At 71.8% G+C, this 26,068-nt stretch carries 25 protein-coding genes; 11 read left to right on the top strand and 14 right to left on the bottom strand.

Going from position 1 to position 26,068, the window contains the following annotated elements; translation table 11 throughout:
• Positions 1-26: 26 nt before the first annotated feature.
• Positions 27-3,209 (bottom strand): GH92 family glycosyl hydrolase, encoded by a 3,183-nt coding sequence (locus AC6CQV_RS13175; protein ID WP_498259701.1) that lies wholly within the window; start codon positions 3,207-3,209, stop codon positions 27-29.
• Positions 3,206-3,811, bottom strand: coding sequence for a hypothetical protein (locus AC6CQV_RS13170; protein ID WP_498259700.1), 606 nt, complete (start codon positions 3,809-3,811; stop codon positions 3,206-3,208). The genes AC6CQV_RS13175 and AC6CQV_RS13170 overlap by 4 nt, the downstream gene beginning before the upstream one ends.
• A gap of 119 nt (positions 3,812-3,930) precedes the next feature.
• Between AC6CQV_RS13170 and AC6CQV_RS13165 the strand changes: the two genes are divergently transcribed.
• The 3 genes from AC6CQV_RS13165 (at position 3,931) to AC6CQV_RS13155 (ending at position 7,532) form a co-directional block, all read left to right on the top strand.
• On the top strand, positions 3,931-5,142 hold the full coding sequence (locus AC6CQV_RS13165; protein WP_060959724.1) for a glycosyltransferase: 1,212 nt from the start codon (positions 3,931-3,933) through the stop codon (positions 5,140-5,142).
• Position 5,143: 1 nt separating this feature from the next.
• On the top strand, positions 5,144-6,253 hold the full coding sequence (locus tag AC6CQV_RS13160) for a glycosyltransferase (RefSeq protein ID WP_498259699.1): 1,110 nt from the start codon (positions 5,144-5,146) through the stop codon (positions 6,251-6,253).
• Between the two features lie 292 nt (positions 6,254-6,545).
• A complete protein-coding gene (locus AC6CQV_RS13155; protein ID WP_060959722.1) occupies positions 6,546-7,532 on the top strand; it encodes a GlxA family transcriptional regulator in 987 nt (328 codons plus the stop codon).
• A gap of 9 nt (positions 7,533-7,541) precedes the next feature.
• On the opposite strand, the gene AC6CQV_RS13150 is transcribed toward AC6CQV_RS13155, so the two are convergent.
• Genes AC6CQV_RS13150 through AC6CQV_RS13130 form a run of 5 tightly spaced genes read right to left on the bottom strand, consistent with a single transcriptional unit; the run spans position 7,542 to position 11,010 of the window.
• On the bottom strand, positions 7,542-8,096 hold the full coding sequence (locus AC6CQV_RS13150) for a hypothetical protein (RefSeq protein ID WP_060959721.1): 555 nt from the start codon (positions 8,094-8,096) through the stop codon (positions 7,542-7,544).
• Between the two features lie 10 nt (positions 8,097-8,106).
• On the bottom strand, positions 8,107-8,715 hold the full coding sequence (locus tag AC6CQV_RS13145; RefSeq protein ID WP_492491026.1) for a hypothetical protein: 609 nt from the start codon (positions 8,713-8,715) through the stop codon (positions 8,107-8,109).
• Positions 8,712-9,317 (bottom strand): hypothetical protein, encoded by a 606-nt coding sequence (locus AC6CQV_RS13140; protein ID WP_492491027.1) that lies wholly within the window; start codon positions 9,315-9,317, stop codon positions 8,712-8,714. Before AC6CQV_RS13140 ends, AC6CQV_RS13145 begins: the two co-directional genes overlap by 4 nt.
• A complete protein-coding gene (locus AC6CQV_RS13135; protein ID WP_492491029.1) occupies positions 9,314-10,720 on the bottom strand; it encodes a hypothetical protein in 1,407 nt (468 codons plus the stop codon). Before AC6CQV_RS13135 ends, AC6CQV_RS13140 begins: the two co-directional genes overlap by 4 nt.
• Positions 10,717-11,010 (bottom strand): hypothetical protein, encoded by a 294-nt coding sequence (locus tag AC6CQV_RS13130; RefSeq protein ID WP_191009419.1) that lies wholly within the window; start codon positions 11,008-11,010, stop codon positions 10,717-10,719. Before AC6CQV_RS13130 ends, AC6CQV_RS13135 begins: the two co-directional genes overlap by 4 nt.
• Before the next feature lie 153 nt (positions 11,011-11,163).
• On the opposite strand from AC6CQV_RS13130, the gene AC6CQV_RS13125 reads away from it, so the two are divergent.
• Positions 11,164-13,386 (top strand): ATP-dependent Clp protease ATP-binding subunit, encoded by a 2,223-nt coding sequence (locus tag AC6CQV_RS13125; RefSeq protein WP_082808061.1) that lies wholly within the window; start codon positions 11,164-11,166, stop codon positions 13,384-13,386.
• Positions 13,387-13,406: 20 nt separating this feature from the next.
• Here the strand turns inward: AC6CQV_RS13125 and AC6CQV_RS13120 are convergent, their stop codons facing one another.
• A complete protein-coding gene (locus AC6CQV_RS13120) occupies positions 13,407-14,342 on the bottom strand; it encodes an MFS transporter (RefSeq protein WP_498259698.1) in 936 nt (311 codons plus the stop codon).
• 411 nt (positions 14,343-14,753) lie between these two features.
• Here AC6CQV_RS13120 and AC6CQV_RS13115 point away from each other — a divergent pair, with 411 nt between their 5' ends.
• Positions 14,754-15,251 (top strand): ArsR/SmtB family transcription factor, encoded by a 498-nt coding sequence (locus AC6CQV_RS13115; RefSeq protein WP_223849544.1) that lies wholly within the window; start codon positions 14,754-14,756, stop codon positions 15,249-15,251.
• A gap of 114 nt (positions 15,252-15,365) precedes the next feature.
• On the opposite strand, the gene AC6CQV_RS13110 is transcribed toward AC6CQV_RS13115, so the two are convergent.
• Positions 15,366-15,947: a nitroreductase family protein gene (locus AC6CQV_RS13110; RefSeq protein WP_061782202.1), complete on the bottom strand. Its 582-nt coding sequence runs from the start codon at positions 15,945-15,947 to the stop codon at positions 15,366-15,368.
• A 189-nt stretch (positions 15,948-16,136) separates the two neighbouring features.
• Here AC6CQV_RS13110 and rraA point away from each other — a divergent pair, with 189 nt between their 5' ends.
• From rraA to AC6CQV_RS13095, 3 genes are all read left to right on the top strand, one after another.
• Positions 16,137-16,604, top strand: coding sequence for a ribonuclease E activity regulator RraA (gene rraA, locus AC6CQV_RS13105; protein ID WP_060959715.1), 468 nt, complete (start codon positions 16,137-16,139; stop codon positions 16,602-16,604).
• Positions 16,605-16,672: 68 nt separating this feature from the next.
• The gene (locus AC6CQV_RS13100; protein WP_205282065.1) at positions 16,673-17,053 is read left to right on the top strand and encodes a VOC family protein; all 381 of its coding nucleotides are present in this window, start codon (positions 16,673-16,675) and stop codon (positions 17,051-17,053) included.
• Positions 17,054-17,119: 66 nt separating this feature from the next.
• Positions 17,120-18,433 (top strand): cation:proton antiporter domain-containing protein, encoded by a 1,314-nt coding sequence (locus AC6CQV_RS13095; protein ID WP_498259697.1) that lies wholly within the window; start codon positions 17,120-17,122, stop codon positions 18,431-18,433.
• A gap of 10 nt (positions 18,434-18,443) precedes the next feature.
• On the opposite strand, the gene AC6CQV_RS13090 is transcribed toward AC6CQV_RS13095, so the two are convergent.
• Complete coding sequence (locus tag AC6CQV_RS13090; protein WP_060959712.1) at positions 18,444-19,532, bottom strand: ABC transporter permease; 1,089 nt, start codon at positions 19,530-19,532, stop codon at positions 18,444-18,446.
• Positions 19,529-20,413 (bottom strand): ABC transporter ATP-binding protein, encoded by an 885-nt coding sequence (locus AC6CQV_RS13085; RefSeq protein ID WP_498259696.1) that lies wholly within the window; start codon positions 20,411-20,413, stop codon positions 19,529-19,531. The genes AC6CQV_RS13090 and AC6CQV_RS13085 overlap by 4 nt, the downstream gene beginning before the upstream one ends.
• A gap of 259 nt (positions 20,414-20,672) precedes the next feature.
• Between AC6CQV_RS13085 and AC6CQV_RS13080 the strand changes: the two genes are divergently transcribed.
• Positions 20,673-22,043: a glycosyltransferase family protein gene (locus AC6CQV_RS13080; protein ID WP_223848798.1), complete on the top strand. Its 1,371-nt coding sequence runs from the start codon at positions 20,673-20,675 to the stop codon at positions 22,041-22,043.
• Between the two features lie 15 nt (positions 22,044-22,058).
• On the opposite strand, the gene AC6CQV_RS13075 is transcribed toward AC6CQV_RS13080, so the two are convergent.
• Together AC6CQV_RS13075 and AC6CQV_RS13070 are read right to left on the bottom strand one after the other, a co-directional pair.
• Positions 22,059-22,742 (bottom strand): response regulator, encoded by a 684-nt coding sequence (locus tag AC6CQV_RS13075; RefSeq protein ID WP_101305376.1) that lies wholly within the window; start codon positions 22,740-22,742, stop codon positions 22,059-22,061.
• Positions 22,739-23,992, bottom strand: coding sequence for a sensor histidine kinase (locus tag AC6CQV_RS13070; RefSeq protein WP_498259695.1), 1,254 nt, complete (start codon positions 23,990-23,992; stop codon positions 22,739-22,741). The genes AC6CQV_RS13075 and AC6CQV_RS13070 overlap by 4 nt, the downstream gene beginning before the upstream one ends.
• Before the next feature lie 92 nt (positions 23,993-24,084).
• Here AC6CQV_RS13070 and AC6CQV_RS13065 point away from each other — a divergent pair, with 92 nt between their 5' ends.
• Together AC6CQV_RS13065 and AC6CQV_RS13060 are read left to right on the top strand one after the other, a co-directional pair.
• The gene (locus AC6CQV_RS13065) at positions 24,085-24,534 is read left to right on the top strand and encodes a VOC family protein (RefSeq protein WP_498259694.1); all 450 of its coding nucleotides are present in this window, start codon (positions 24,085-24,087) and stop codon (positions 24,532-24,534) included.
• Positions 24,534-25,160 (top strand): dihydrofolate reductase family protein, encoded by a 627-nt coding sequence (locus AC6CQV_RS13060; RefSeq protein ID WP_498259693.1) that lies wholly within the window; start codon positions 24,534-24,536, stop codon positions 25,158-25,160. Before AC6CQV_RS13065 ends, AC6CQV_RS13060 begins: the two co-directional genes overlap by 1 nt.
• 49 nt (positions 25,161-25,209) lie before the next feature.
• On the opposite strand, the gene AC6CQV_RS13055 is transcribed toward AC6CQV_RS13060, so the two are convergent.
• Positions 25,210-26,049, bottom strand: a complete 840-nt coding sequence (locus AC6CQV_RS13055; RefSeq protein WP_060959706.1) for an exodeoxyribonuclease III — start codon at positions 26,047-26,049, stop codon at positions 25,210-25,212.
• Between the last annotated feature and the right edge of the window lie 19 nt (positions 26,050-26,068).

The following is a 26,068-nucleotide window of genomic DNA, read 5'->3' as shown; positions in this document are numbered from 1 at the left end:
CACCCTAGCGGCCCTCTGCAGGCGCGTCAGCGCGCGTCGCCGAGGTCGAAGAGCTCGATCTGCCGCAGCCGCACCGGCTGGCGGGCGCGCACCCGGAGGAAGCGGGCGTGCACCGGCTCGGCGAAGCGGAACGGGGTGGTCCGGTCGGGGGCCAGGGCCGTCGGTGCGGTCACCGCGACGGGCCGCCACGACACGGCATCCTCGCTCGCCTCCCACTGCAGCGCATCGGCCTCGACCGCGCCGACCGCGGTCACCGTCGCATCGGTCACGACGGTCGTCGCCGGGAACGCCCACCCGGCCCACGCCCCGGTGCGCAGACGCACGCCGCGATCGCCGCGCGCCGCGCCGTCGTCGAAGAGTCGTCCGGCGAACCAGACCCCGCGGGAGCGGAGGGCGTGCCCGGCGGTGCCCGTGAGATCACGGTGCCAGGGCGCGGCCGGCGGCGTCGGCGCCGACCAGAGCGCTCCCTCCGGGACCTCGCCGACATCCAGCTCCAGCTCGACGTCGCCCGCGAGCACCTCGACCGGCAGCGTCGGCGTGCCGAGCGGCATCCCGTTCACCCGCGCCGAGCGCAGCACGTGGGCGTCCGGACCGCTCCGCCGCGTGCGGATGCGCAGGCGCGAGCCGTCGGAGCGTGCCACGGAGATGTCGTCGAAGAGCGGCGAGCCGATGACGAGCGCGCCCGAGGCGGGGTCGAGCGGGTAGAGGCCGAGCGCCGCCCAGAGCCACCACGCGCTCATCTCGCCGTTGTCCTCGTCGCCCGGGAAGCCCTGGCCGATGTGGCCACCGGTGAACAGCCGCCGCGCGAGTCCGTGCGCCACCCCGCCCGCCCGCCAGGGCTCGTCGCTCGCGGTGTACATGTACGGGATGTGGTGCGCGGGCTGGTTCGAGACGGCGCACATCCCGCTGCGCAGCGCCCGGGCCTCGCGCTGCTCGTGGATGACCTGGTGGTAGGAGCCGGCGTGGGCCCGGTCGGCCGTCTCCGGCTCCGCGAACAGCCGATCGAGGTGGGTGCGCAGTCCCCGCGGTCCGCCGTACAGCTGCGCCAGCCCCGCCGGATCGTGCACCGCGCTGACCGACATGCCCCACGCGTTCGTCTCGACGTAGTCCCCGCCCCAGACGCGCGGATCGAATCGCCCGCCCGGGAACGCGCCGTCGGCGTCCCGCCCCCGGAAGAAGCCCACGGCGGGGTCGAAGAGCTGCCGGTAGGAGAGCGAGCGGTTGGCGAGCCAGCGGGCGAGGGCGTCGTAGCGGGATGCCGACGGCTCCGGGGTCCGCGCCGCGAGCCGCCGGGCGAGCCGGGCGAGCGCGGCATCGCTGATCGCGTTCTCCACGCTCCAGCTCATGCCCTCGTGCGTGTCGCGGGGGATGTAGCCGAGGAAGCGGCCGCGGCCGATGCCCTTGCGTCCGCGGCGGGCATCCGGTGCGCGCTCCCCGGCGTTGCGCCACCCCGAGGCGAACGCCGCCTCCGCATCGTCCAGCAGCCCCCAGCGCTCGCCGTCCGCGAGGATCTGATCGCTGGAGGTGCCGACCATCGCGTCGACGTATCCGGGCGCCGACCACCGCGGCATCCACCCGGTGCGCCGCTGCTGCTCGAGGATGCCGTCCAGCAGTCGTCGCGCCCCGTCCGGGTCGACGAGCGAGAACAGCGGCCAAGCGGTGCGGTAGGTGTCCCAGTAGCCGTTGTTGACGGCGAGGCGTCCCGCCACGACCGGCGCGCCGGTCGCCTCGGCCGAGTGCGGGCCGGACGGGACGAACGGGTCGGCGTACACCGGTGCGGGCTTCTCCGCCGTGCCCGCGTTCTCGTGGGCCGCGTTCGGGTACAGGTGGAGCCGGTACAGCGCCGAGGCCAGCTGCGCGCGGGAGTCGTCGTGCGCGAGCCCGCGGAACGGGCGCTCGGATGCCGGCAGGTCGGGGATCCGCACGCGATCGACGACGGTGTTCCAGGCGGCGTGGGTGCGCTCGCGCAGCTGATCGAAGGAGAGGTGCTCCGGCGCCTCCAGCGCGAGGGACCGGCGAGCCTGCGCGAGCGAGACGAACGAGATCGCGATCCGCAGCTCCAGCTCGCCGCGGCCCGCGACGAAGCCGGCCCGGTCGCCGCGTCCGTCGTCGTCGAGGCGGCCCGCCCGCCCGGATGTCGTCCGCACGACGCCCACGAAGAACGTCCGGCCGCCGTTGCCCCACTCGGCATCGCCCTCGCCGACCCAGCCGTGCACGGCGTCCGCCGTCGCGGTCAGGGCGCCGTGGCGACCCGGCTGGTCGATCACGAGTCCGACGTCCCCATCGGTGCGCGGCGCGCGCACCCGGAAGAGCCCCACGTGGTCGGTCGCCGTCGCCTCCACGCGCAGGCCGCCGTCGAGGCTCGCCGTCCACACATGCGGGTGCGCGCGCTCCGAGCCCGGCGCGATCCATCGGCGCCGGCGGGCCGGGGCGGAGGCGGGGGAGCCGTCGAACGGCATCACCTGGAGCACCCCGCGGTCGCCGATCCACGGACTCGGCTGGTGGGAGAACTGCACCGCCTCCAGGCGCCGTCCCGCATCGTCGTCGTGCACGAAGGGGCGGTAGGGCCAGCGCTGGTCGCGGGCATCGGTGGCCGGGACGAGGAAGGTGAACCCGTGCGGGACGGCGACGGCCGGGATCGTGTTCCCTCGCGAGAACCGGTCGCCCGCGTGCGAACCACGACGCGTGTCGACGCGTTCGGCGGGGGAACGGTCCCCGTGCGGCATCCGCTCGACGCGCACCTCGACGTAGCCGCTGACCTCCTCGACGCCGGTCAGGCCCGGCGCGCCCAGAACCACCTCGACCGCCGCCGTGCGGCCGGCGAACGGCGCCAGGCCGACACTGTCGGCATTCCACTGCTCGGGCAGGCTCCACCGGGCCGCGAACTGCGCCTCCGCGGCGATCGGGAAGTCGTAGCGATCACGCACACGGGGGTCATCGCTCAGCCGGTCCTCGCCGCTGCGGGCGTCGACGGTCACCGCCAGCGCGGCCCACGGGGCGTGCACGGCGGCATCCCCGTCGGCGTAGAAGGCCCAGTGCAGCACAGTGTCGTCCGTGCACGCGACCTCGTCGAGTCCCGGCGCCACCACGGCGACGACGCCGTCGGCCGGACGGAACCGGTAGCGGAACACCGCGCCGCCCAGCACCCCCGTGTGCGGGCGCGAGGACGGCGGGTCGGCCGGCCCGTCCGCGGGCTCCAGCGCGATCATGCCGGGTCGATGCGGAGCACCGTGGTGCTCTCGCCGACCGACAGGTCGTCCACGACCCGCAGCGACCGCGCGAGGTCGTCGACGGCGGGCACCACCGTGCCGAACCGCTCGCGGTCTCCGCCGGTCGCCGTGACGGTGACCAGGTGCGTGCCCGTGTCCCACGTGTAGGTCGCGAACGGCGGCGGCGTCGTGCCCCCCTCGCGCGTCGGGGGCGTCGGCATGACGAGCCGCTCGCCGACGCCGAGGTAGGTGCCGCGGAAGCTCTCGGTGTCGTCGTACTCGATCGGCATCATCGCCCGTGCGGTGCGCAGTTGGGGCGTCAGCTGCTGGATCTGCGCCATGACGACCACGAGCTCGGGATCGGACTTCCACACCCAGACGAGCACGCGTCCGGCCGCCTTGCGCATCAGGGCGGGGGCGGCCTGGCTCATCGCCCAGGCCGCGAACCCGCCGCCGGGCCGGGGCTGCGCGCCGACGGCCGCGTTCGCCTGGCCGAGCAGCATGCGGATCGCCTTCTTGCGGGCGCGACGCCCGGAGAAGCCGAAGGAGTCGGTCACGGCGACCCAGCGAGCCGGGTCCGCATCCGCGGTGAGTCGAGCCATGGCACCACGTTACGCGGCGCGGCTCCTCCCGGGCCAGAGAAGGCCCTCGGGTAGACTCGACGGCGGTGGCTCCGCGATCCGCGGTCTCGCCGCCGCCGCACAGATAGGCCCCGCACCCCGTGACCGAATCCGCGACACCCGACGACCCGACCCCCCTGCATCGGCCGCTCACGATCGTCATCGCCGCCGACACCTTCAGCCCTGACGTCAACGGCGCCGCCCGCTTCGCCGAGCGCCTCGCCGCCGGACTCGCCGGGCGCGGCCACGACGTCCACATCATGACGCCGAGTGTGAAGCACTCCGTGCACGGCACGTTCCGGGAGACGATCGAGGGCCAGGAGATCACCGTGCACCGCCCTCCGGGGTGGCGCTGGCCTCCGCACGACTGGCTGCGCTTCGTGCTGCCGTGGATGGCGAAGCACTATTCCCGCAAGCTCCTCGACGAGGTGCCGGCCGACGTCGTGCACAGTCAGTCGCACATCGTGCTCGGCCGCGCGCTGACCCGCATCGCCCGTCAACGCGGCATCCCCGTGGTCGCCACCAACCACGTCATGGCCGAGAACATCCTCGACTTCACGACCCTGCCGCCGCTGCTGGACAAGGTGGTCGTCAAGCTCGCGTGGGACGACGCGAAGCGCACCTTCGACATGTCGCGTGCGGTCACCACCCCCACGCGCAAGGCGGCGGAGTTCCTCGAGAGCACCATCGACATCCAGGGCGTCATCCCGATCAGCTGCGGGATCGACAAGCGCAACTACACGCCCGACCTGACCCCACGCACCCACCGCCGCGTGCTGTTCGTCGGACGGCTCACCACCGAGAAGCACGTCGAGGTGACGCTCGCCGCGGTCGCGAAGCTCGCGCCGGAGCTGCCCGAGATCACGTTCGACATCGTCGGCGGCGGCGACCAGCGCCGGGCCCTCGAGCAGGCCGTGCAGCGCCTCGGCATCCAGGACCGGGTCACGTTCTACGGACGTGTCGAAGAGGACGACCTGCGCGCCGCCTACACGCGAGCGGACGTCTTCGCGATCGCCTCGATCGCCGAGCTCCAGTCGATCGCGACGATGGAGGCGATGGCCTCGGGCCTGCCCGTCGTCGCCGCCGATGCCGTCGCCCTCCCGCACCTCGTGCGCGACGGCGAGAACGGCTACCTGTTCGAGCCGGGCGACGTCGACGACCTCGCCGACAAGCTCCGGCGCGTGCTCACGGCCTCGCCGGAGGAGTACCTGCGGATGCAGCAGGCATCGCTCGACGGCGTGGAGATCCACGACATCGAGAAGACGCTCGACACCTTCGAGAAGCTGTATCGCGGTGAACCGATCGGCGGCTGAGATGCGCCTGCTGTTCGACGCCCGCTACATCCGCACCGACTTCCACGACGGCATCAGCCGCTACTCCGCGGAGCTCGCGGCCGCCGTCGCCGCCCTCGCGCCCGAGCGCGACGTCGAGGTCGCGTACCTCATCCACGACGAGGCGCAGCGCGCGTTCCTCCCCGACGGCGCGCGGGTACTGCGCATCCACGCCCCCACCGCCGTGCGGGAGCCGCTCACGGCGCTCGTGCTCAACCGCTACCGTCCGGATGCCGTCTTCTCGCCGATGCAGACGATCGGCACGCTCGGCCGGCGCTTCGGGCTGATCCTGACGCTGCACGACACGATCTACTACCGCCACCGCACCCCGCCGCGAAACCTCCCCTGGTACGTGCGTGTCGGCTGGCGGTTGTTCCACCTGTCCTACGTGCCGCAGCGCCTCACGCTGAACGCCGCGGACATCGTCGCGACGGTGAGTGAGACCAGCGCCGCCGAGTTCGCCCGGGTGCGGCTGACGATGCGGCCCGTCGTCGTGATCCCGAACGCCCCGCAGCGTCTCGCGGAGCTGCTGCCGGACGGCGTCGGCGTCGAGCCGGGCGCGGAGAACCTCGTCTACATGGGCTCCTTCATGGGGTACAAGAACGTCGAGACGCTCATCCGCGCGATGGCGGAGCTGCCCGGGCGCACGCTGCACCTGCTGTCGCGCATCTCCGACGAGCGGCGCGCTGAGCTCGAGCGCCTCGCCGACGGTCGCGGGGGGACGGTGCGCTTCCACGACGGCGTCACGGATGCCGAGTACGCCGCCCTGCTGGCCGACCGGGCGGTGCTGGTGTCGGCATCCCTCGACGAGGGCTACGGACTGCCGGTCGCCGAGGCGCTCGCGCTCGGGGTGCCGGCCGTCGTGACCGACATGCCGATCTTCCGCGAGGTGGCGGGCGGCGGCGCGCTGTACGCCCCCGGCACGGATGCCGCGGCCTTCGCCGCCGCGGTGCGCGAGCTGGACGATCCCGTGCGCCGCGCCGCCGTGATCGCGGCGGGCACGGACCACATCGCGCGGTTTTCTTGGGAGCGGTCGGCGAACGTGCTGCTCGACGCGGTCACCCGGGTCTCCGGCGTCGCCCGCGGTCGCTGAGCGCGGCGCGTCCCGAACTCCTCCACTCCGACCCTCCGCGGGTCGGATCGGCGCGGATCAGGGGCGTCACGCCCCGCGGTGGAGGAGTTGCGGCCGGCCAGTCACGGCAGCCGGTTCGGGTCCGTCGGCACCTGCCTGTGGCCGTCGGTGAGAAGCGCGCGGACGGTGGCGCCGATCGCGATGAGCGAGAGGGTCGCGAGGGGGATGATCACAGCAAGCATGGCAGAAAAGCTACGCTGGGTTTAGTTCTGCCACGAGTGGCAGGACTGCTCAAGAGAGTAGGATTCCTGCCATGAAGACCATCGCCTGCGTCGTTCAGCCCGGTTTCGCCCCGTTCGAGTTCGGGCTCGCGTGCGAGGCGTTCGGCCTCGACCGGTCCGACGACGGCATCCCCAGCTTCGACTTCCGCGTCGTCGCGCCCGATCCGGGCGCCGTGCCCAGCAACCTGCGCTTCTCGATCAACGTCGACGACGACCTCACGTTCGCCGACGAGGCCGACCTCGTCGTCATCACGCCCATCCCGCGCGAGCAGTGGGCCCACGTGGACGAGCGGGTCGCGGCCGTCGTGCGCCGCGCCGTGGAGCGCGGCGCCTGGGTGCTGACGGTGTGCAGCGGCTCGTTCGTCGTGGCCGCCGCGGGCGTGCTCGACGGCCGCCGGGCCACGACCCATTGGCGCTACGCCGACACGATGGCCGCGATGTACCCCGAGATCGACGTGGACGCGAACGTGCTCTACGTGCAGGACGGCCGCATCATCACGAGCGCGGGAACCGCCGCGGGCCTCGACGCATGTCTCCACCTGCTGCGCATCGAGCTGGGCGCCGAGATGACCAACACGATCGCGCGCCGCATGGTCGTGCCTCCCCAGCGCGACGGCGGGCAGGCGCAGTTCATCGCCAAGCCGCTGCCCGAGTCGACGTCGCTGTCGCTGACGCCGGTCACCGAATGGATGCTGGAGAACCTCACCCTCGACCTGTCGGTGGATCAGCTCGCCGCCCGTGCGCACATGTCGCCGCGGACGTTCGCCCGGCGGTTCAAGGCCGACTACGGCACGACCCCGGCCGCGTGGCTGGGGCGCCAGCGCATCATCCACGCGCAGCGACTGCTCGAGCAGACCGATCTCGGCCTCGACGCCATCGCCGCCGCCTGCGGCTTCGGCTCGGCGGCGGTGCTGCGGCAGAACTTCGCGCGCACCCTCGGGCTCACCCCGACCGCCTACCGCGCGCGCTTCACGTGCGCGACGCCGGCGCAGGAGTCGATGGCGGCGATGGCGTCCTGACCGTCGGCGTCAGGCCAGGCGGATGCTGCGTGCCAGCTCGTCGACCACGGGGTCGAGCGCTTCGGCCAGCGGCAAATCCGAGCCGGCCGTCAGCACAACGATGTCGCGCTCGGGAGTGCGCCACACCCAGTTGGTCGCCCGGACGATCGTGTCACCCGCAGTGCGGATCCACCGCGTCGACTTCGTGCCCGTCCCCAGCGTCTCGGAGGCGAACGGGACGACCTCGGGCTCGCGCACGGCGGGCCCCTGGTTCTCATGGGTGAGGTCGGTCAGAGCCACGTCCTCGCGGCGCGGCAGGTCGTAGACGTCGACGATCGCGTGCGGTGCGGTGATGTTCGGCAGGTGCACGAAGCGGATGGTGCCCGACCGGTTGTTGCGCACCGCGCCCACGAGGTACGCGCGCAGCCAGTCGACGAGCTCGGCCGGCGCGGCCGTGGGTCCGTCTCCGCCGAAGGCGCGCGCGACGGCATCCGCCCACTGCTCCTCGTCGGCGAACGACTCCCAGGGGAACACGTTCGGAACGTAGACCCACCGGTCCAGGTCGTAGTCCATGTCGATGGCCATGAGGGTCCTCTCAGTCCCAGCGGAGCGTGCGCAGCAGAAGGTCGCCGAGCTCCGCCAGGGCGTCGACGATCGGGGCGAGCTGCGGGTCGGCTGTGCCGCTGACCGTGCACACCGCGCGCAACCGGCGGTCGGTGCCGGGGATCGGCCAGGCGAAACGCAGGCGCAGGAGAGGTGCCATCTCCGCGGTGTCGGCGGGCGCCGCGAACCGTGCCGTCTCCCGTTCGGCCTGCCCGGCGGAGGTGGTCACGCTCTCGCGGACCTCGGATGCCGACGCCTCCTCGTCTTCGGGGGTCGTCGGTGCCGGGCCGGTGCTGATCGCGACCGCGAGAGACACGGGCGCGCGCCACGGCACGCCCATCGGGACGATGAGGTCGAGCACGCCCGCGTTGCGCGCGCTGCGGGCCGAGGCGACGAGCTGGGCGGCGGTCCTGTCGATCTGCGGGCCGTAGCTGTCGCGCGGCAGGTCGCGGTAGTGCCGACGGACGAGGTCGGCGATCTCGGCGTCGGTCGAGCGTGCCACGGGGATGAGCAGGAACCCCGGCGGCAGCACGAGCCGGTAGCGCGGGGGAGCGATCTCGGTCACGGTGCCCGTCGCGGTCTCGGTGTCCTTCGCGGTCACGGTGTCCTCCGCGGTCTCGGAGGGCGGCGCTGCGCCCGGTCCCGATTCCAGTCCCACGGGCGGCGCGGGGCGCGACGCACGATCTCCTTCGGCGCCACCACGGTGCCGTCCTCGTCGATGTACTCCCGCCACGGTCGCGGCAGCAGGCGCATCGCGCTCAGGAGCATGCGCGCGACGGTGAGGAGGATGAGGAAGAACTGGATGAAGACGAGGGTGTCGACGCCGAAGAAGTTGACGCGGCCCTGGTGGGCTTCGGCCGCGGCGGTCGCGGCGGCGATGACCAGCGTGGTGCTGACGCTGAGCACGAGCACCGTCAGAAGCGTGCTGCGTGTCGTCGCCCGCGCGCCACGCAGGGGCAATGGCAGGGAGCCGAGCGCCAGCACGACCAGGAGCAGTGTCAGGGGGTACGCCGCCCACCACGGCGGCATGAACGCAGGAAAGCCGTCGGGCACGCTCCCGTTCTCGACGACGGCACCGGTGACGAGCTGCCCGATGAGCAGCCCGATCGTCGGCAGGGCTCCGAACACGATCCACAGGATCGTCGCGACGAAGAGGCCGTCGCCGAAGCGGGCCTCCCACGCCACCTGGCGCTGCAGCCTCACGGGGCGGAGGGGGTGCGCCAGTCCGCCCCCATCGGCGCTTCGAAGAGGCCGGGAACGAATCCGTACACCTCGTTGAGGCCCGTCGTGAGGGTGCCCAGTGGGGTCTGCACCCCCGTCTGATCCTCGACGCCGTGCACGATCTGGTCGCCCAGCTTGATGCCGATGCCGAGCACGTTGTAGCCGTCCAGTGCCGAGCCGATCTTGCCCGTGGTCCCGACCACGGCCTTCAGGCCGTCGACGCTGCTCGTCACGAGGTCGTCGACGGCTCCCCCGGCGCCGAGTCGGGCCTGCGCGGCGATCTGGTCGAACTCGGAGATGATGATGCTGTCCGACTCGCGGATGCCCTTGATGGCGTCGTCGCCCCAGCGCGTCACCACCTGTGCCAGGTTCGGCCGCGCGGACAGCACGCTCGCGCTCTCCTCGGCCACCATGCGCAGCGGCTGGCGGATCGAGCCCACCAGGCCGCGGTCGAGCAGATTGCCGACGACCTGGCGAGCGCCGTTGCCCCACACCATTCCGGGGCTGCGGACGGCGAGCGTCGCGGCGCGGCCGCCGCGCAGGGCGACGGTGCCGAGCTTGATGCCGGCCAGGGCGGCCGTGCCGACGCCGAAGGTCAGCACGCCGATCGCGTCGAGTGCGAAGTCGAACCACGACCCGTCGCCCGACGACGCCAAGAGGAAGCTCAGTCCCATCGACACGACGGCCAGGCCGAGGGCGATGGGGGCCAGGACGGGGAAGAAGATCGACAGCACGCCGACGATCGCGGTCACGATGGTCAGCACGTCCTTGACGACCTTCAGCCACTCGGCGTTCTGGTTCACCCAATCCAGCACGTTGTCCCAGGCCGAGTCGTTGAGCTCGTCGCTCGACACCGTCTGCGAGATCGTCGAGGCCGCCGTGTCGCCGGCGCGCTGCACGCGCTCGACGGCGGCGTCGTACGCGGCCTGCGCCTGCGACAGGTCGGTCGCGGCCGTCGTGCTCAGCGACGAGTACCGCCGCGCGGCATCCGTGGCCTCGGCGAGCTCGCCGGGATCGACCGTCTGTCGGGTCGCTTCGCGGGCCTCCGAGAGGTTGCGCTGCGCGTAGGTGTGCCGGCGCTGCGCGTCGTCGTGCGCGGAGATCGCGGACGCCGCCTGCTGCTGCGCCTGCTCGAGCTCGTCCGCGAAGGTGGCCAGCGCGGAGCCGGCGACCTCGTAGCGCTCCCGGATACGGGAGAGATAGGTCTTCGTGTCGCCGATCGTGCCGGCCAGGGCCTCGACGGCCTCGCTCGTCTCCTGCGCGGACGCGTCGATCACCGCCTGCAGCATCTCGACCGCGTCCGACACCGCACGGGCGGTCGAGCTGTACCGCGAGGCGTGCCCGCGGATGCCGGCGACATCGCCGCCGAGGGGTGCCATGGTCATCCGTCGCTCCCGTCCGTGAGTTTGTCGGCCAGCTGGCCGTCGACGCCGTCGAACGCCTCCGCCGCGCCGTCGGCGCGCTGCTGGAGCTGGTCCACGCGATCGGCGAGGTCCTTGCGGCGCCGGTCCCACCCGGAGGTGAAGGAGTCGACGGCGGAAGCGAGCCCGGCGTGCGGGATCATGCCCGCCAGGTCGCGCGCGTCGCCGTCCGCGGCGGTGAGGGTGCCGTGGACGGTCGCGAGCTGGTTGGCGAGGTTTCGGAGGTTCTCCGTGTTGACGACGAGATCGGCCACGTCGTCACTTTAAGCGGCCCCGCACGGCATCGCGATGGGGAGGAGTCCCCATCTGCCGCCCCCTTGCCGCCCGCATCACGTTTTGATAAAGTTGAGTCTAGATGGCTCAAGTTTGAGCCTCGCAGATTTCCTCACGAGTTTCAAGGAGAAACGATGAACGCACAGCCCCAGCCCGGGCAGGAGGAGCAGCAGAGCGCCCTCGAGCAGTTCGGGATCAACCTCACCGACCGCGCGCGGCAGGGAAAGCTCGACCCGGTGATCGGACGCGACAGCGAGATCCGCCGCGTCAGCCAGGTGCTCACCCGCCGCACGAAGAACAACCCCGTCCTCATCGGCGAGCCCGGCGTCGGCAAGACCGCCGTCGTCGAGGGCCTCGCCCAGCGCATCGTGGCGGGCGACGTCGCGGAGTCGCTGAAGGACAAGGAGCTCGTCTCCCTCGACATCTCCGCGCTCGTCGCCGGCGCGATGTACCGCGGGCAGTTCGAGGAGCGCCTCAAGAGCGTCCTCAAGGAGATCACCGAGTCCGAGGGTCGCATCATCACCTTCATCGACGAGCTGCACGTGCTCATGGGCGCGGGCGGCGGCGAGGGGTCGGTCGCGGCGTCCAACATGCTCAAGCCGATGCTCGCCCGCGGCGAGCTGCGCCTGATCGGCGCCACGACGCTCGACGAGTACCGCGAGTTCATCGAGAAGGATGCCGCGCTCGAGCGCCGCTTCCAGCAGGTGTACGTCGGTGAGCCCAGCGTGGAGGACACGATCGCGATCCTCCGCGGCCTGAAGGAGCGCTACGAGGCGCACCACAAGGTCGCGATCGCCGACGGGGCGCTCGTGGCCGCGGCATCCCTGTCGAACCGCTACATCCCGAGCCGTCAGCTCCCCGACAAGGCCATCGACCTGATCGACGAGGCCGCGTCGCGGCTGCGCATGGAGATCGACTCCGCACCGCTGGAGATCGACGAGCTGCGCCGCCACGTCGACCGGCTCAAGCTGGAGGAGCTGGCGCTCAAGCGCGAGAAGGATGCCGCGTCGAAGGAGCGGCTGGCCACGCTCCGCGAGACCCTGAAGGTCGAGCAGGCCCGCCTCGACGAGCTGCAGGCCCGGTGGGAGCGCGAGCGCGCCTCCCTCAACGCGGTCGGCGACCTCAAGACGCGCCTCGACCAGGCGCGTGTCGAGGCCGAGCGGGCGCAGCGCGAGGGCAACCTCGAGAAGGCGTCGCGGCTGTACTACGCGGAGATCCCGGCGCTGGAGCGCCAGGTGGCGCAGGCCGAGAACGCGGAGGCCGCCGAGGGCGGCGAGCGGATGGTCGGCGACCAGGTCACGGATGCCGACATCGCCGCCGTCATCGCGGCGTGGACCGGCATCCCCGTCGGGCGCCTGCTGCAGGGCGAGAGCGAGAAGCTCGTGCACCTCGAGGCCGAGCTCGGCAAGCGCCTGATCGGGCAGAAGGACGCCGTGAAGGCGGTGTCCGACGCGGTGCGCCGCTCGCGCGCCGGCATCAGCGACCCGAACCGGCCGACCGGTTCGTTCCTGTTCCTCGGCCCGACCGGCGTCGGCAAGACCGAGCTCGCCAAGGCGCTCGCAGAGTTCCTGTTCGACGACGAGCGCGCCATGGTGCGCATCGACATGAGCGAGTACGGCGAGAAGCACTCGGTCGCGCGGCTCGTCGGTGCCCCTCCGGGATACATCGGCTACGAGCAGGGCGGTCAGCTCACCGAGGCCGTCCGGCGCCGTCCGTACTCGGTGGTGCTGCTGGATGAGGTCGAGAAGGCGCATCCCGAGGTGTTCGACATCCTGCTGCAGGTGCTGGACGACGGCCGCCTCACCGACGGGCAGGGGCGCACGGTCGACTTCACGAACACGATCCTGATCCTGACGTCGAACCTCGGCTCGCCGATCCTCATCGACCCGACGCTGTCGGTCGCGCAGAAGCGCGAGCAGGTGATGGCCCTCGTGCGGACGGCGTTCCGCCCCGAGTTCCTCAACCGCCTCGACGACATCGTCATGTTCCAGGCGCTGAGCCAGGACGACCTGGCTCAGATCGTGGAGCTGTCGGTCGACGCGCTGCAGCGGCGCCTGCGCGATCGCCGGCTGACGCTGGCGGTCACGCCCGACGCCCGCGCGTGGCTCGCCGAGCGCGGCTACGACCCGATCTTCGGTGCGCGGCCGCTGCGCCGGCTCATCCAGTCCGAGATCCAGGACCGTCTCGCGATGGCGCTGCTCTCGGGCGGTGTGCGCGACGGCGACCTGGTGCGGGTGGACGTCGCGGCCGACGGTGCGAGCCTCGTGCTCACCAGCGCGGGAGCGGCGCCCGACGAGGGCACGGATGCCGCGGCATCCGACGACGACGTGATCGAGGCCGAGCTGCTCGACGACTGACGACGCCCGGGTCCGCCGACTCAGGCGGCGTCCGCGGGGAGGGTCCGCATCCGCCAGAACGGGCCGATGACGACGGGCAGTGCCGACAGCAGCGCGCCGAGAGCGCCGATCCAGATCGTGGGGACGGTGCCGATGGCGGTGCCGAGAGCCCCGGCGGCCAGTGCGGCCAGCGGCATCACCCCCCAGACGCAGAAGCGGATCGAGGCGTTCATCCGCCCCAGCAGGCGCCGCGGGGTGATGCGCTGGCGGAACGTGACCTGCGTGATGTTGTAGAGCACGACGGCGAAGCTCATGGCCGCCCACTGCGCGGCGAGCAGCGCGAAGGCGGGACCCGAGGGCAGCAGTGCCGCGAGCGGCAGCGGGATCGTCGCCAGCGAGAACCCGATGGCGCTCAGCAGGATGGCGCGTGCCTCGCCGACGCGCGCGGCGATGCGGCCGGAGAGGGCGGCCCCGAGCAGCCCCCCGACCGCGCCGAGCGAGAACAGCAGGCCCATCGCCGCGGGCGAGAACCCGAGCACGCGCAGGACGTAGATCGGCACGAGAGTGAAGACGATCGTCGAGAAGAGGTTCGAGATCGCCGTCGTCGCCACGATCCGCCGGAGCAGTCCGTGTCCCAGCACCCATCGCAGACCCTCCCCGATCTCGCGGTGCAGCGGCGCGCGGTCGACCGGGGAGCGGAGCACCTCATGGTCCCGCGTGAAGGCCAGGGAGGCGAGGGAGAGCACGTACGTGAGCGAGGTCGCCGCGATCGCGAAGGGCGCGGAGAGGATGCCGACGAGCCACCCGCCCGCCGCAGGGCCCGCGAGTCCGGCGAGCTGATTGGTCGACTCCAGCTTGCCGTTGGCCTCGGCGATCTGGTCCCCGCGCACGAGCGAGGGGACGATGCTCTGGTAGGACACGTCGAAGAACACGGTCGCGACTCCGACGGTCAGGGCCACGGCGTAGAGGTGCCACATCTCGAGCCGTCCGGTCAGATGCAGCAGGGAGACGACGGCGAGGGCGAGCGCCGTCGGCCACGATCATGACGCGACGCTTGCGCATGCGGTCGATCCACGCGCCGGCCGGGAGCCCCACGACGAGGAAGGCAGCCGTCGCCGCCGCAGTGAGATAGCCGACCTGGGCATCGGTCGCATGCAGCAGGAGCACGGCGAGGACGGGGATCGCCAGCTCGACGACCTGCGCGCCGAACTGGCTGAGCGCCTGCCCCGACCACATCGTGAGGAAGTTGCGGTCGCGCCACAGCGAACCCCCGTGACCCGCGGGGGTCGGCGCGGGGATCGTCTCCGGCGCCGCGGCATCCGATTGGGACATGTCAATCAGTATGGGCTACTGATTGGGAAAGTCAATCAGTTGCTAGGATGAGGCGCATGGACGACGTCTCCGGCCGCGCGGCCGCGCGAGCACTCAGCTCCCCGCTGCGGATGCGCATCCTGCGACTGTGCCGATTCGATGCGCGCACCAACAAGGAGCTCGCCGACCTGCTCGAGGCCAATCCCGGCACGATGCTGCATCACGTCCGCACTCTGGTCGACGCCGGCTTCCTGCAGCCTCAGCCCGCTCGCGCCGGCGCGCAGGGGGCGCGGGAGGTCCCGTACCTGGCGACCGGCCGATCCTGGGACGCCGCCATGGACGACGGGGTGCCGATCATGATGGAGACCGTGCGGCAGCAGGTCGCGCTCGCCGATCCCGAGACGGTGCAGCTCGCGTGGCTGGGCCTGCGCCTGAACGCGGAGGCGAAGGACGAGCTCGACCGCCGCGTCACGGCGCTGCTCGACGAGTACAAGGATCGCCCGCCGGACGTCGACGGCGAGCCCTACTCGCTCGTCGTGATCACGCATCCCGACCTCAACCCGCCGCCGCGCTGATCACCCGCCCGGGTGAGACACACCTGCAGATGCGAAAAACCACTCCTGCACGTGTTTCTCGTGCGGGGAGTGGCTTCTCGCGGGGCCGGCGCGGCGGAGGCCGCGTGCCGGGCGTCAGTCGTTGGCGATCAGCGACTCGGCGATCGGACGGCGCACGCGCGGGGCCAGCTCGCGCTCGCGCAGCGCCTCGGGGGCGGCGTCGATGTCGCCCAGGGCGCCGACGGCCATCACGGTCACGGCGACGATGTCGTCGCCGAAGCCGAACGCCGCGGCGATCGCGTCGCGGTCGAAGCCGCCCATCTGGTGGGTGTGCAGGCCCGACGCGTGCGCCTGCACCGTGAAGTGCGCGGCGGCCTGGCCGGTGTCGTACGCGGCCCACGGCAGCGGCTTGCCGTCGAGGGCGGCCGACGAGGCGAACACGACGAGGGCGGCGGCATCCGTGGCCCACGACTGGTTGAAGCCCATCAGGGCGTCGACGATCTGCGCGTGCGCGGCCGAGCCGCGGCGGGCGACCACGAAGCGCCACGGCTGCGTGTTGTTGGCGGACGGCGCCCAGCGGGCGGCCTCGAGCGCGCTGGCGAGCGCGTCCTCGTCGATGGGCGTCGCGGGGTCGAAGATGCGGGTGCTCCAGCGCTCGGCGAGGACGTCGAGAATCGGCGCGTCGGTGTCGGCGGGGTGTGCGGCGATGGTGCTCATGGTCGTCTCCTGAAGAAGGATGAAGGACGGTTTGTCGGTGGGACGCCATCGGCCCGGTCGATGCAACCGTATGCACACGCGAACTGTTCCCGCCGAGAAGGCGCCGGCTTTTGCCGTCCGCGGAAGGACCGCGGATCTTCCTCGGATGCCGAGGGCACCGGGGCCTGTGCCGGTCGCTACGGTGGCCCCATGACCATCGCGACGGCCGACCTGTACGACGAGCGCGGCGACGCGCTGGACTCCCTCGCCCTGCAGCTGCACGACATCGGCGGACGCGCGGCGTTCGACGGCCCGATCCGCACGATCCGCTGCCACCGTGACAACGCCCTCGTCAAGGCGACGCTCGCGACCCCCGGCGACGGCGCCGTGCTCGTGATCGACGGCGGCGGCTCGCTGGAGTCGGCGCTCGTGGGCGACCTGATCGCGGCATCCGCGGTCGAGAACGGCTGGGCCGGCCTCATCGTGCACGGTGCGATCCGCGACCGGGTCGCGATCGGCGCGCTCGATCTGGGTGTCAAGGCCCTCGGCTCGAACCCCCGCAAGAGCGCCAAGGCGGGCATCGGCGAGCTCGACGTTCCGGTGGAGATCGCCGGCGTCGTGTTCCGCCCCGGCGCGCACGTGTGGGCGGATGCCGATGGGATCCTCGTCGAGCGCTGAGGGTCTTGCGCGGTCCTCGCCGGAGGTCGATGCTGAGAGCGCCGCCGCATCCACTTCGGGAGTGTCAGATGATCGCGTTCGCCTCCGCCTTCTCCGGGTTCTCCGTCGACGACATCGATGCCGCGGAGGGGTTCTACCGTGACGTGCTCGGCCTCGCCGTGCATCGCAACGCGATGGGAATCCTGGACATCGACCTCCCCGGAGGAGGCCGGGTCATCGCCTACCCGAAGCCCGATCACCGACCGGCTGCGTTCACCGTCCTCAACCTCGTGGTCGACGACATCGACGCCGCGGTCGACGCGCTGAACGCGGCGGGCGTGGTGACCAAGATCTACACCGACCCGGATTTCGGCACCGATGAGCGCGGCGTCTCGCGCGGACGCGGCCCCGACATCGCGTGGTTCCGCGACCCCGCGGGAAACGTGCTCTCGGTGATCGTCACCGACTGAGGCGACGACTGGCAGACTGATCCCCGAACCGGGGCGTGCTCACCCCGCGCGACGAGAGGGTGAACGGTGCCGCTGATCTTCCTGCTGGGCTTCGTCGTGATCGGGCTCTGGTCGGTCGTCGCCCATCGCTTCGAGCGCACCGGCGTCGCCGGACCGGCCGTCCTCGCGGTCGCGGGGGCCGCGCTCGTGCTGATCGACGTGACGGGCTTCGCCGATGCGGTGGGCAGCGACTCCGCCGAGCACGTGGTCGAGCTGATCCTCGCCGTGCTGCTGTTCGTCGACGCCTGCGAGGTGAGCGGCGGCGTCTTCGGCGGCGAGGGCCGCATCATCGCGCGCCTCGTCCTCATCGCGTTGCCGCTGTCGCTGCTCGCCGTCGTGCTCAGCGGCGTCTTCCTGCTGCCGCAGCTCAGCGTCTTCGTGCTCATCGTCATCGCCTGCGTGATCATGCCCACCGATTTCGCCCCCGCCGCGACGCTGCTGCGCTCGCCGCGGATCCCCGCGCGGATCCGGCAGATCCTCAACGTCGAGAGCGGCTACAACGACGGTCTCGTCTCGCCGATCTTCGGCATGGGGCTGGCCGCGGCCATCGCGTGGCCCACGATCCTGGCGGCCGTGAACTCCGACACGCTGTCCCCGGAGAACGAGGCGCAGCTCGAGGAGCGCATGGGTGAGTTCTTCGAGGCCTTCTTCGGGGCGGTGCCCGCCACCCTGTTCGCGATCGTCGTCGGCGCCGTGATCGGCGGGGTGTTCGGGTTGTGCGTCCGTTGGGCGTCGCGTCGCGGCTGGGCGGATGCGCCCGGCATCCGCTACGTCATGCTGCTCGTGCCGCTGATCACGTTCGGCGTCGCCACGCTCAGCGCCGTCGCGGCGAACGGGTTCGTCGCGGCCTTCGTCGCGGGCATCGTGTACCGGCTGGCCCGCACGCGGCGGACCGACGAGCGCACGATCCCGCACCAGGAGGTGCTGTTGGTCGAAGAGGCGGGCACCCTCGCCGCCAACATCGTGTGGTTCGTCCTCGGCGCCATGACGACGGTCGTCGTGTTCAACGGCTTCGACGCGCGTCTGCTGGTGATGGTCGTGCTCGCCCTGACGCTGTTCCGCGTCGTCCCCGTGTACGCGGCGCTGCTCGGCTCGTCGCTGTCGTGGGGCTCGCGCACGTTCGTCGGCTTCGTCGGTCCGCGCGGCACGGCGACGATCGTCTTCGGCCTGCTCGCCTTCAACAAGCTCCCCGACACCGAGGCCTACGACGTCCTCGCGGTGATGGTCCTCACCGTCGTCGGCAGCATCCTCCTGCACGGGATCGTCATCCCGCAGGTCGTGAATCGACGGATGCCGGTGCTCGCGTCGTCCGCGCAGCCACCGGCATCCGCCGAGCACTGATCCTGCGCGGTCAGCCCGCGAGGGCCTCCGAGAGCTTCACGCGCGCGCCCATCCGCAGCAGCGAGTTCTGGTAGATCTTCGCGCCCACCCAGATCGCCGCGGCGCAGGTGACGAGCATGATCGCGAGCGAGAGCACCGGCTCCCACCACTGCGCATCGCCGAGGAAGATGCGCACCGGCATCCCGACGGGGGCGGAGAACGGCACGTACGACATGATCGTCATCACCAGCGGGTTGTCGTTGAAGAAGATGACGAGGAAGTACGGCGCCATCACGAGCATGGTCAGCGGGGTGGTGGTCGAGCCGATGTCCTCCATCCGCGAGACCATCGCGGCGGCGGCGGCGAACAGTGCCGCCAGCAGGATGAAGCCGAACAGGAAGAACACCGTGAACCAGGCGAGCGGGGCACCGAGCCCCGCCAGCAGATCGCTCTGCCCCGTGACGGTGAGCCCCACGATCGCGATCGCGGCGAGGCCGATGATCTGACCCATCGCGAGGATCGTGTTGCCGATCACCTTGCCGGCCAGCAGCGCCCGCACGGGCACCGCGGAGATCAGCAGCTCGACGACACGCGTCTGCTTCTCCTCCACCACCGACTGCGCGATCGTCGAGCCGAAGGTGAGGGCGGCCATGAAGAAGATGATCCCGAACCCGAGGGCGACCAGATAGCGCAGCGCCGGGTTCGTGCCCGACGGGTCGATCAGCTCCACCTGCGGCGTCAGGCTGAGCACCTGCAGCAGCGACGTCGGAGCCGCATCCTTGGCGACGACGGTGTAGTCGAACGGTGCCGCGCCGCCGGGGATCAGCGCCGCCTCGACGGTGCCGTCCTGCACGAGGGCGCGGGCGGCCGCGGCATCCGCGACCTCCGTCGGGTTCAGGGCGGGGTTGTCGGCGACCGACGCCGCGGTCTCGGCGGTCACCGCGATCGGCGTGCGATTGTCGGACTGCGCGGAGAACCCTCCCCAGAGCACGCCGACGAGCGCGAGCACGAAGAGGATGCCGGTGGAGATGAGGTACGCCTTGCTGCGGAGCTTCGAGCCGACCTCGCGCTCGGCGACGAGCCACGTGCTCTGGGCGAAGGACGGAGCGCTGGTGTTCACTGGATGACCTCCTTGAAGATCTGGGCGAGAGAGGGCTGCTTCGGGGCGAAGCTCGCGACGGCGCCCGCGGCGACGGCACGGTGCAGCACGCGCTGGGCGGCGGCGTCGTCGTCGACGTCGAAGAGGGCGTAGCCGCCGTCGAACGAGAGCACGTCGACGCCGGGCTCATCGCGCAGCCACCCCAGGTCTCCCGCCGAGACGAGTTCGTAGCGATGCTGGGCGTGCTCCGCGCGCAGCGCGTCGCGTGTGCCGGCCGCGCGGATCGTGCCGCCCGCGATGATCACGAGGTCGTCGCAGAGGCGCTCGACGACGTCGAGCTGGTGCGACGAGAAGAGCACGGCGGCGCCCTCGGCGGCGCGCGCCTGGAGCACACCGGCCACGACGTCGACGGCCATCGGATCGAGGCCCGAGAACGGCTCGTCGAGGATGAGCACCTGCGGATCGTGCACGAGCGCGGCCGCGATCTGGGCGCGCTGCTGGTTGCCGAGCGAGAGCGTCTCGACGTTGTCGCGCAGGCGCTCGCCGAGTCCCAGCTCGACCAGGAGCGCCTCGGCGCGCGTCGTCGCCTCGGCCTTGTCGAACCCGTGCAGCCGGGCCAGGTAGACGATGTGCTCGAGCACGCGCATCTTCGGGTAGAGGCCGCGTTCCTCGGGCATGTAGCCGAACCGGCGTCGGTCGGCCGCCGTGACGGGGGCGCCGTCGAGGGCGACCTCGCCGCCGTCGCGGCCGAGCACGCCGAGCACGATGCGCATCGTCGTGGTCTTTCCCGCGCCGTTGCCGCCGACGAAGCCCGTCAGACGGCCCGAGGGCACCCGGAAGCTCACGTCGTCGAGCACACGCGTGGTGCCGTAGCTCTTGGTGATGCCGGTCAGTTCGAGCATGTTCTCCTCCTCACGCGGCGCTGTCGGGGAGGGGGTCGTCCCGCGTCGTCGCCGTCGTCTCCACGCTAGGGAGAACGGATGCCGCAGACCTCCCCCGCACGGTGGGGATCCGGCTCGCCTCCGCTGCCGGGGAGGCCGCGGCATCCGTCGCGCGGGGGAGTTCTCACGGCGCAGAACCGCGGTGTACTCGGCGAATTGTCAGGAACAGGTAACACCGCGTCCACCATTCCCCCAGGTGATCTCTTCTACACTCTGTCGGGTGACGAGCGCTCCTGAGGTGACCCGCGCCCTCGGCGCCCGTGTATCCGACCGTGCTCGGGAATGGTGGCCCCGGGCCCTCCATTTCGCGTTCACGCGTCGCGGCCTGCTCATCGGCTTCGCCGTCGTGCACGCGCTCTTCTTCCTGGCGCTGCTGAAGGTCATGATCTTCGGCGGCACCGAGGGCGACCTCCCGCTGTACCGCCTGTGGGCCGAGCAGGCCATGCACGGCCACTGGCCCGTCATCGACATGCCCTGGGTCTACCCGGCCGGGGCTCTCGCGCCGATCATGGCGGCCATCGTCGCCGGCCCGTGGAACTACCAGCTCGTCTGGCTGCTCATGATGGTCGGGGCGAACTTCGTCGCCGTCCTGGCCCTCACCGACAACCTCCGCAACCGCAAGGGCTACGTCGCCGCCTGGTACTGGCTCGCGATCCAGGTGCTGCTGGCGCCCGTGTCGATGCTGCGCCTCGAGGGCTTTGCCGCGCCGCTGGCCATCGCCGGTCTCGTCTGGCTCGTGCGTCGTCCGTTCGTCGCGGGCGTGCTCATCGCCGCCGCGACGTGGATCAAGGTGGCCCCCGCCGCCCTCGCGGCGGCGGCCGTCGTGGTGTCGTCGATGCGGATGCGGATCATCGCCGGCGGCCTGGCGCTGAGCGCCGCCATCGCCGGCATCGTCGTCGCCCTCGGCGGCGGCGCGAACCTCTTCAGCTTCGCGACCATCCAGGGCGACCGCGCCCTCCAGCTCGAGGCCCCCGTCGCCACCCCGTGGGTGTGGGCGACGGTGCTGGGTCTGCCGGGCGCGCAGATCCACCAGAACTACGTGCTGGCCACCCGTGAGGTCGCCGGCCCCGGTGCGGCCGCCGCCGGCGTGCTCGTCGGCTACGCGATGCCGATCGCGTTCGCCGTCATCGTCGTGCTCCTGTGGCGCGCGCGTCGCCGTGCGGTGCAGGAGGGCGCGCTGTCGCTCATCGGCGAGCAGCACCTCATCCTCCGCGGGGCGTTCGCGCTCACGTCGGCGCTGATCGTCTTCAACAAGGTGGGCTCGCCGCAGTACATGCTGTGGCTGGCGCCCATCGTCGCGGCCGGGCTGCTGATCGATCGCAAGGCCTGGACCTCGGTCGCCGTCTGGCTGGCCGTCACCTGCTTCCTGACGACGCTCGTGTTCCCGGTGCTCTACCTGCCGCTGATCGATGCGCACCCGTTCGCCGCGGGCGTGCTGCTCGCGCGCAACGTGCTGCTGGTCGGTCTGTTCGGCTGGAGCCTCGTGGCGCTGTGGCGGCCCGACGCCACCCTGGTGTCGCTGCGCGAGCGTCTCTCGCGGGCCGCCACCACGGCGACGACCGGTTCGATCCCCGTCGCCATCCGCGGCTGACGCACCCGGCGCCGGTCAGACCAGACCGTGCCGGTGGGCGTAGACCACCGCGGCGACCCGGTCACGGGCGCCGAGCTTCTGCAGCACGTTCGAGACGTGCGTCTTCACCGTCGCCTCTCCGATGAACAGCGCCGTCGCGATCTCGGCGTTGCTGCGCGCGTCGGCGAGCAACCGCAGCACCTCCGCCTCGCGATCGGTCAGCTCGGCGACCAGCGCGGCGCGCGGCTTCTGCGCCGCGGGCGCCGCCGACGGGGCCGCGTACGCGGGGGATGCCGCGAAGCGCTCGATCACGCGGCGCGTCACGGCGGGCGCGAGCAGCGCGTCGCCGGCTGCCGCGACACGCACGGCGGTCACGAGCTCTTCGGGGCCGGCGTTCTTCAGGAGGAAGCCGCTCGCGCCGGCGTGCAGCGCCTGGAAGAGGTAGTCGTCGCGGTCGAAGGTGGTCACGATGACCACGACCGCGTCGACGTCGGGATCGGAGACGATCCGGCGGGTCGCCTCGAGGCCGTCCATGTCGGGCATCTGCACGTCCATGCAGATGACGTCGGGTCGCAGGGCGGAGGCCGCGGTCAGCGCTTCGGCGCCCGATCCCGCCTCCCCGACGACGACGATGTCGCCCTGCGCCTCGAGGATCATGCGGAACCCCGCACGCATCACGGCGTGGTCGTCGACGAGCAGCACGCGCACGGGGGCGCTCACGACCGCGCCTCCTTCGCCCGCGCCGGCACGCGCACCCGGACGAGGAACCCGCCGCGCGGGCGCGGACCGGCCTCGAGGGTGCCGCCCGACGCGGCCGCGCGCTCGCGCATGCCGACGATGCCCAGCCCTGCGCGCCCGGCGACGTGCTCGCGGCCGCTGTTGGCGACCTCGAGCTCGACGTGGTCGTCGGCGAAGCGCAGGCGGACATCGGCCGCGGCATCCGGCCCGCCGTGGCGACGGGCATTGGTGAGCGCCTCCTGCGCGATGCGGTAGAGGTTCACCTGCACGAGCTCGGGCGGCTCGACGGCGTCGCCCACGACGGCGAAGGTCGTCGGCATCCCGTTGTCGTTGGCGTGCGCGACCAGCTCGGGGATCGACGCGAGGCGCACCGTCGACGCCGCTGGGGTGTCGGCGTCGGGCGTGCGCAGCGTCTCGAGCAGCTGACGCAACTCGCTCAGGGCCTCGCGGGCGGACGCCTCGACCGTCACGAGCGCCTCGCGGGCGGCGTCGGAGTCGTGATCGAGCACGGTGCGGGCGGCGCCGGCCTGCACCCCCATGGCCGAGACGTGGTGGGCGACGACGTCGTGCAGCTCGCGCGCGATGCGCACCCGATCGAGGGCGACGGCCTGCGCGGCGGTCAGCTCGCGTTCGCGTTCGAGCTCTCGCGTGCGCTCTTCCAGCACGGCGCGCGAGCGTGCGTCGGCCCAGGCCCGCTCCCCGAAGAAGAACGCGCCGCCGAAGAACGCCACGTTCACGAGGAACTGGATGATCATCCACGCCGCGAACGGGGAGAACAGTCCGGCGCGCGACGGGCCGGCGCCGTCCGGGTCGATCGCCGCCTGGAACGTCGTCACGAGCAGCCAGAGGAACATCCCGACCACGACGGCCAGCCGCACGACGGTCGCGCGTCGACGGTCGCTCACCCAGGCGCCCACGGTGTACATCGCGATGAACACCGCGACGTTGCTGACGTACACCTCGGGGATGCGGGCCGAGACGCCCACGAAGAAGGCGAGTGCCACCACGATCAGCGTGATCTCCGGGAAGCGACGACGCAGCGCGAGCGGGAGCGTGAGGGCGGCGACGTACACCAGGGCCCATCCGAAGGCGGGCGTGTCCTCGCCGTAGAACCCCGCGACCTTCCCGAGCCAGGCGCTGATCACCGCACTGACGAGCAGCGCCAGCGCGAGCCAGACGTCGTTGCGCCGCTGGGCGGGCGTCGTCGTGCGGTCGAGGTCGGTCGAGCTCATCCCTCCACGCTAGGGCGAGGCGGATGCCGCGGCATCCCCCGTGCGACGGAGAGGGTCTCGACGCGGCGGGCGGCGCGGTGCATGCTCGCTGTATGACGAGCATCTTCGTGAACATCCCGACGAGCGACCTCGAGCGCAGCATGGACTTCTACCGGGCCCTCGGCTGCGACATCAACCCGAACTTCACCGACGAGAACGCCGCGTGCGTCGTCTGGTCGGGCGACATCTACTTCATGGTGCTGCGCCGCGAGTACTTCGCGACCTTCACCGACAAGCCGGTGGGCGAGCCGAAGGAATGGGCCCAGACGTCGTTGTCGTTCTCGCGCGACTCGCGGGAGGACGTCGACGCGATCGTCGAGGCCGGTGTCGCCGCCGGCGGCACCGAGCCGCGCCCCGCCCAGGACTACGGCTTCATGTACAGCCGCGACCTCGACGATCCCGACGGCAACAGCCTCGGCTTCCTGTACATGGATCCCGTCGCCGCCGAGCAGGGACCGCCGGCGGACGCCGACGCGTCGGGCGGCGACGCGGGCGGCGCGTGATGCGCGGGCGGATCGTCATCGACCTGTTCGCGACGCTCGACGGCGTCGCCCAGGCACCGGGCGGCCCCGAGGAGGACACCAGCGGCGGGTTCCCGTTCGGCGGATGGCAGGCGCCGTTCGAGGATGCCGTCATCGGCGAGGACGTCGGCAGCGGCATCCGTCGGATGGACGCCCTCCTGCTGGGACGACGCACCTACGACATCTTCGCCGGGTACTGGCCGCACCACACCGACGGGCCCGAGGGGTTCATCGGTCGGCACTTCGATGCGATCCCGAAGTATGTGGCGACCCGGGCCGGTCTCGAACCGGGGTGGGCGGGCACGAGTGTGCTGACGGGCCCGGATGCCGAGGTCGTCGCGGCCGTCGACGCGCTGCGCGACCGCCACGCGGAGGTGCACGTGATCGGCAGCGTCGACTTCGCCCAGACCCTGCTGCGCGCCCGCGTCTACGACGAGCTGAAGCTGTGGGTGCATCCGTTGGTGCTCGGACAGGGCAAGAAGGTGTTCCCGGACGGCGCCGCACCGGCGCGGCTGCGGTTGATCGCCCCGGCCGTGTCGGGCCCCACCGGCACGCTGCTGCTGCGCTACGCCCCCGACGGCGACGTCACGACCGGCGACATGACCTGACCCCCGGTCGTTGAGCGAGCGCAGCGAGTCGAAACGCGCGAGCGCCCGGTCACCAGATCATCGGCCGGTCGTCGTCGTCCGGGCCCTCGAGGTCGAGGTCGACGACCACCGGAACGTGATCGCTGGGGATCTCGCCCTTGCGCTCGTCGCGGTGGATGGCGGCCGCGGTCACCGCGTCGGCGAAGGCGTGCGAACCGAGGATGAAATCGATGCGCAGACCTTCGTTGCGCGGGAAGCGCAGCTGCTTGTAGTCCCAGTAGGTGTAGCCCGTGGGTACGAGCGGACGGACGGTGTCGGCCAGGCCGGCGTCGAGGAGCGCCTGGAACGCGGCGCGCTCGGGCGGGGAGACGTGGGTGGTCACGCCCTCGACGACGGTGGGGTCGCCGTTGTCGGCATCCGTCGGGGCGATGTTGAAGTCGCCGGTGAGCGCCAGCGCCCGGTCGGGGTCGGCGGCGAGCGTGTCGGCGGTGTAGCCGCGGAGCGCCTCCAGCCAGTCGAGCTTGTAGCGGTAGTGCGGGTCGTCGAGCCCGCGACCGTTGGGCACATAGAGGCTCCAGACCTCGACGCCGCCGATCGTGGCACCGAGCGCGCGGGCTTCGAGAGGAGCGCCGGGACCGTCGTGGCCCTTCGCGAAGCCGGGCATGCCGGGGAACCCGACCTGCAGGTCCTCGATCGGCTCTCGGCTGGCGATCGCGACGCCGTTCCACTGGTTGAGCCCGTGCGCCTCGACGGTGTAGCCCGCCTCTTCGAACGCCTCGTACGGGAACTGCTCGGGCTTGCACTTGATCTCTTGCATCGCCAGCACGTCGATGCCCTCGCGGACGGCGAAGTCGACCGTGCGGACGACGCGGGCGCGGATCGAGTTGACGTTCCAGGTGGCGATGCGCATGGCATCCAGCGTATTGGCC

The organism is Microbacterium sp. EG9, assembly GCF_059759475.1.
This window is presented reverse-complemented; position numbering and strand designations above follow the sequence as displayed.

Bases quoted from the DNA above. Each gene is read 5' to 3' on its own strand.
- AC6CQV_RS13135 (WP_492491029.1), bottom strand. From the start codon at position 10,720: ATGACCATGGCACCCCTCGGCGGCGATGTCGCCGGCATCCGCGGGCAC.
- AC6CQV_RS13120 (WP_498259698.1), bottom strand. From the start codon at position 14,342: ATGTGGCACCTCTACGCCGTGGCCCTGACCGTCGGAGTCGCGACCGTG.
- AC6CQV_RS13055 (WP_060959706.1), bottom strand. From the start codon at position 26,049: ATGCGCATCGCCACCTGGAACGTCAACTCGATCCGCGCCCGCGTCGTC.
- AC6CQV_RS13150 (WP_060959721.1), bottom strand. From the start codon at position 8,096: ATGGCCATCGACATGGACTACGACCTGGACCGGTGGGTCTACGTTCCG.
- AC6CQV_RS13170 (WP_498259700.1), bottom strand. From the start codon at position 3,811: ATGGCTCGACTCACCGCGGATGCGGACCCGGCTCGCTGGGTCGCCGTG.
- AC6CQV_RS13100 (WP_205282065.1), top strand. From the start codon at position 16,673: ATGATCGCGTTCGCCTCCGCCTTCTCCGGGTTCTCCGTCGACGACATC.
- AC6CQV_RS13125 (WP_082808061.1), top strand. From the start codon at position 11,164: ATGAACGCACAGCCCCAGCCCGGGCAGGAGGAGCAGCAGAGCGCCCTC.
- AC6CQV_RS13085 (WP_498259696.1), bottom strand. From the start codon at position 20,413: ATGCTCGAACTGACCGGCATCACCAAGAGCTACGGCACCACGCGTGTG.
- AC6CQV_RS13110 (WP_061782202.1), bottom strand. From the start codon at position 15,947: ATGAGCACCATCGCCGCACACCCCGCCGACACCGACGCGCCGATTCTC.
- rraA (WP_060959715.1), top strand. From the start codon at position 16,137: ATGACCATCGCGACGGCCGACCTGTACGACGAGCGCGGCGACGCGCTG.
- AC6CQV_RS13175 (WP_498259701.1), bottom strand. From the start codon at position 3,209: ATGATCGCGCTGGAGCCCGCGGACGGGCCGGCCGACCCGCCGTCCTCG.
- AC6CQV_RS13160 (WP_498259699.1), top strand. From the start codon at position 5,144: ATGCGCCTGCTGTTCGACGCCCGCTACATCCGCACCGACTTCCACGAC.
- AC6CQV_RS13155 (WP_060959722.1), top strand. From the start codon at position 6,546: ATGAAGACCATCGCCTGCGTCGTTCAGCCCGGTTTCGCCCCGTTCGAG.
- AC6CQV_RS13060 (WP_498259693.1), top strand. From the start codon at position 24,534: ATGCGCGGGCGGATCGTCATCGACCTGTTCGCGACGCTCGACGGCGTC.
- AC6CQV_RS13115 (WP_223849544.1), top strand. From the start codon at position 14,754: ATGGACGACGTCTCCGGCCGCGCGGCCGCGCGAGCACTCAGCTCCCCG.
- AC6CQV_RS13065 (WP_498259694.1), top strand. From the start codon at position 24,085: ATGACGAGCATCTTCGTGAACATCCCGACGAGCGACCTCGAGCGCAGC.
- AC6CQV_RS13070 (WP_498259695.1), bottom strand. From the start codon at position 23,992: ATGAGCTCGACCGACCTCGACCGCACGACGACGCCCGCCCAGCGGCGC.